The organism is Streptomyces sp. NPDC057474, assembly GCF_042802555.1.
Lineage (GTDB): Bacteria > Actinomycetota > Actinomycetes > Streptomycetales > Streptomycetaceae > Streptomyces.
Genome location: NZ_JBHVDX010000420.1, coordinates 1 through 3,981, shown reverse-complemented (window position 1 = coordinate 3,981; position 3,981 = coordinate 1). Strand labels below are relative to the sequence as shown.

5 protein-coding genes and 1 pseudogene are annotated in these 3,981 nt (G+C 71.1%); 2 read left to right on the top strand and 4 right to left on the bottom strand.

All coding sequences use genetic code 11. The annotated features are described in order from the left end of the window. The 3 genes and pseudogenes from ACFU53_RS47065 to ACFU53_RS47055 form a co-directional block, all read right to left on the bottom strand. Window positions 1–224 (bottom strand): annotated as a pseudogene (locus ACFU53_RS47065) (MFS transporter); the annotation flags it as partial. Between the two features lie 167 nt (window positions 225–391). Beyond that, entirely contained in the window at window positions 392–751 is a 360-nt protein-coding gene (locus ACFU53_RS47060) for a VOC family protein (RefSeq protein ID WP_384006525.1), read from the bottom strand. Beyond that, window positions 748–1,566, bottom strand: a complete 819-nt coding sequence (locus tag ACFU53_RS47055) for a trans-aconitate 2-methyltransferase (protein ID WP_384006523.1) — start codon at window positions 1,564–1,566, stop codon at window positions 748–750. Before ACFU53_RS47055 ends, ACFU53_RS47060 begins: the two co-directional genes overlap by 4 nt. A gap of 167 nt (window positions 1,567–1,733) precedes the next feature. On the opposite strand from ACFU53_RS47055, the gene ACFU53_RS47050 reads away from it, so the two are divergent. Further along, window positions 1,734–2,231, top strand: coding sequence for a MarR family winged helix-turn-helix transcriptional regulator (locus tag ACFU53_RS47050; protein WP_384006520.1), 498 nt, complete (start codon window positions 1,734–1,736; stop codon window positions 2,229–2,231). A 103-nt stretch (window positions 2,232–2,334) separates the two neighbouring features. Here ACFU53_RS47050 and ACFU53_RS47045 read toward each other — a convergent pair whose 3' ends face one another. Next, window positions 2,335–3,117, bottom strand: coding sequence for a LuxR C-terminal-related transcriptional regulator (locus ACFU53_RS47045; protein ID WP_384006517.1), 783 nt, complete (start codon window positions 3,115–3,117; stop codon window positions 2,335–2,337). A gap of 249 nt (window positions 3,118–3,366) precedes the next feature. On the opposite strand from ACFU53_RS47045, the gene ACFU53_RS47040 reads away from it, so the two are divergent. Beyond that, window positions 3,367–3,822, top strand: coding sequence for a GNAT family N-acetyltransferase (locus ACFU53_RS47040; protein WP_384006528.1), 456 nt, complete (start codon window positions 3,367–3,369; stop codon window positions 3,820–3,822). Window positions 3,823–3,981 lie beyond the last annotated feature (159 nt).

The following is a 3,981-nucleotide window of genomic DNA, read 5'->3' as shown; positions in this document are numbered from 1 at the left end:
CCGGGGGCGAAGGTGCCGAACGCGGCGATGGTGCCGACGGCCGGGTCGGCGCCCGGGAAGAACAGCTCGCCGAAGACGAGCGCGGCGACCGTTCCGTAGACGAGGAAGTCGTAGAACTCGACGGCCGTACCGAGCAGACCGGAGAGCGCGACACGACGCAACTGCCTTGTGCGCAGGGCCTGTTCAGCCTGTTCGGCGGGGTTGGGGAGTGGGGACGGGGGCATGCGGGTCTCCCTGGAGCTAAGGGGGAACGAGGGAGGAACACCGCGAAGGTAGGCGCGTAGTTATCTGCCGTCAATATTTTGCACAACATCGACATCGCCGACCGGCCGCCGCGACGGCTTCGCCGATCCCTCCACCCCCCGCTCCTCCCATCGACAACCCGGCCGACTCAGTTCGGCTCCAGGAACTCCAGCCGGTTCCCCACCGGATCCTCGGAGTAGAACCGCCGATGCCCCGGCAGGTCGTCGTCCCAGGTCACCGGCGCCCCGCGCCCGGCCAGACGGGCCGCGTACGTGTCGATGTCCCGCACCCGCAGCCCGGGGTGCGCCTTCCTCGGCGCCCGGAAACCCGCCTCCACCCCGAGGTGCAGAATCACATCCCCCGCACCGAACCAGCACCCTCCCCGCACCGCGAGCGCGGGCGGCTTCGGGATCTCTGTCATGCCGAGGACGCCGACGTAGAACGCCCGCAACCGGCCCTCCGAGCCCGGTGGGGCGGCGAGCAGGACGTGGTCGAAGGCAGTGATCACCGGCCCGACCCCGGCTTGTGGGCGACGACGAAGATGCGGCGGAAGAGGAACGGCGTGCCGTGCGCGGTGGCCGGATAGGCCTCGCGCAGGGCGGCCCGGTACTCGGCGACGAACGGCTCGGCGTCCGCGCCCAGTTCGGTGAGGACCGGCCGCAGGCCCGTCCCCTTCACCCAGTCGAGCACCGGGTCCTCGCCCTGGAGGAGATGGACGTACGTCGTCTCCCACGCGTCGACCTCGCAGCCGAGGTCGGCGAGGGCGGCGAGGTAGTCGGCGGGGGCGTGGACCGCGTCGTCGTGGCGGAGGGTCTCGCCGAGCCGGTCCTTCCATCGGGCGGAGTGGGCGAGTTCGCGCATGAGGCGGTGGCTGGGCGAGTCGAAGTTGCCCGGGACCTGGAAGGCGAAGGTGCCGCCGGGGGTGAGGGCGTCGATCCAGGCGGGGAAGCGGTCGAGGTGGCCGGGGACCCACTGGAAGGTGGCGTTGCCGACGATCAGGTCGTACGGCTCCGGGGGCACCCAGGTGCGGACGTCCGCCGCGGCGAAGTCGATGCGGCCGCCGCCCGGGATGGGCCCCTCGTGGTCGACGTGGGCCTTGTCGAGCATCTCGGGCGAGTTGTCGTACCCGGTGATGTGCGCGGTGGGCCAGCGGTCGGCGAGGAGACGGGTGACGTTGCCGGGGCCGCAGCCGAGGTCGGCGATGCGCGGGTTTTCCGCGGGCGGTTCGGGGACATGGGCGAGCAGGTCGACGAAGGCGCGGGCGCGGTGGCCGGCGTGCCGCAGGTACTGCTGGGGGTCCCAGGTGGGGCTGGTGGCGGGCATGGGGAAACTACCTCCTCGTGACTCCTCCGGACTCCGGCGCCGGGTGTCGTCGCCCAGCGCCGGACGGCTCCACTCTCACCGCGAGATATCTCGAAGTCAAGAGACTTGACGCTAACTCTCTCGATCTCAAGAGACTTCACATCGACACAACCACTACACTGATCGCCATGGAGGACGAGGTCGATCGGCTGGTCGCAGCGTGGCGCCGGGAGCGCCCCGACCTCGACGTGGAGCCGCTGGAAGTACTCAGCCGGGTGAGCAGACTTGCCCGGCACCTGGACCGCGCGCGCCGGCTGGCGTTCGCCGAGCACCAGCTGGAGCCGTGGGAGTTCGACGTGCTGACCGCGCTGAGGCGTGCCGGGAACCCGTATCAGCTCTCGCCCGGTCAGCTGCTCACCCAGACGCTGGTGACGTCGGGCACGATGACGAACCGTATCGACCGGCTGACACAGAAGGGCCTGGTCGAACGGCTGCCCGACCCCAGTGACCGCCGGGGCGTGCTCGTCCGGCTGACGGACGAGGGTCGCGACCGGGCGGACCAGGCGCTCGCCGGACTCCTCGACCAGGAACGGGCGATCCTGGCCGAGCTGTCCCCCACCCAGCGGGGCGACCTGGCAGGCCTGCTACGCCAGTTGACCGCCCCGTTCGACAACATACCCGGCTGAGGGTCTGCCGGGCGGTTCCGGCCGGAGACGCGGGGTCCGGCACGCGCTCACGCTCGAAGGACCTCGCGCGGGGCACCCCATCGCCCCCGCTCACCGGCACTGATCAGGCACTGCTGCTTTCCTCCGGCATGATCCGCCCGACAGGCTTCAGGTCGACGGGCCCGACCCCGGCGCGGCGCGCGAGCGCGACCGCGGCGAGGGTGGAGTGGACGCCCAGCTTCCCGAGGACGTTCTGCATATGCGTGCGGACGGTGTGCGGGGAGAGGAACAGGCGCTCGGCGACGGCCTTGCGCCCCAGCCCTGCCACCATGCACCGAAGCACTTCCCGCTCACGCGGAGTGAGGGACTCCACGAGTCGCTCACTCTCCGTGCGGTGCTTGCGCGCGGCGGTCAACTCCCGCAGGACGCCCGTGAGAAGCGCGGGCGGCAGATGTGTCTCGTCGCGCAGCACTCCCCGGATGACGGTGAGCAGCCGGGACAGCGAGCAGTCCTTGGCGACCCACCCGGACGCGCCCGCCTGGAGGGCCAGCGCGGCCCGGCGCGGATCGTCCTTCTCGGCGAGGACGACGGTCCGTACGCTCGGCTGTCCCGAACGCACGCCCGCGACCAGCGATATGCCGTCCACGAGCCCGTTCTCGCTGCCGTCCGGCACGGGTACGGCGGCCGGACGCGCGCCGGGGACATGAGCGTGGCCCCCCAGATCGGCGTCGACCAGAAGCACGTCGAACTTGCGCCCTTCCGCCGCCGCGCGGTCCAGACAGCGCAGCGCGGCGGGGCCACTGCCGGCCGCGGACACGTCGACGTCCGGCTCGGCGGCCAGGGCCGCGGCGAGCGACTCGGCGAAGATACGGTGGTCGTCGACGACCAGGACTCGGATGCGAACCACTGAAACCCCCACTGGTCGGGGGACGGCCGGCGCGAGTACGGCGCCCGGAGCGTGCCCCGGTTTACACCTGGGACGGGGCGTCGCAGCCGCACGGCCGCCGCCGTGCTGAACCGCTACCCCCACTCCGGGCGTCGTACCCGACTGTCTCGCCCCCTGATCAGCACCGGCCCCCACCGGTGCTGTTCATCAGGGTAAGGCCGGGGGGCAGGAGCGGAAGGTAATTTGCAGAACTGGTTGTCCGGCACGTTTATGGTGTGCCGCATGTTTCGTATTGAGACAGAAGTCGACAAAGAACGAAGCCAATTGCTGCGTTCCCGACTGCGCGCCAGCAACACCGCCGCTTCGCCGATCCTCCGCGGCCTGCGCGGCACCCCCGACGAACGCGAACTGCCGCTCCAGGTGTGGGCCCTGGACGAGGCGGGCGACCTCGCCGGCGGCCTGGTCGGCCACACCTGGGCCACCTGGCTCCACGTGATCTATCTCTGGGTCGACGAACGCCACCGAGGGGTGGGCCTCGGCTCGCACCTGCTGTCCCAGGCCGAACACACGGCCGCCCGCGACCGCGCCTGCCGCTCCGCCCGCCTGGAGACCTGGGACTTTCAGGCCCCGGAGTTCTACAAACGGCTCGGCTACGAGGTGGTGTGCGTGATCCCGGACTATCCGCCGGGGATCACGGAGTACACGCTCACGAAAAGGCTCGGTTGACCCCGGGCCGGAGCTGTGGCGGTGTCCGGGTCGCGTGCCGACGGATCACACGGACCGAAACGCGCGGCGGAGCCCGCCGGAACGCAATGTTCCGCATGCCGACAGCGAACGGGTGGCCGAGCCGAAACGACGGCAGGGCGCGCCCCCGGAACGAGGGCC

Coding starts and splice junctions, on each gene's coding strand:
- ACFU53_RS47050 (WP_384006520.1), top strand. CDS start 1,734: ATGGAGGACGAGGTCGATCGGCTGGTCGCAGCGTGGCGCCGGGAGCGC.
- ACFU53_RS47040 (WP_384006528.1), top strand. CDS start 3,367: ATGGTGTGCCGCATGTTTCGTATTGAGACAGAAGTCGACAAAGAACGA.
- ACFU53_RS47055 (WP_384006523.1), bottom strand. CDS start 1,566: ATGCCCGCCACCAGCCCCACCTGGGACCCCCAGCAGTACCTGCGGCAC.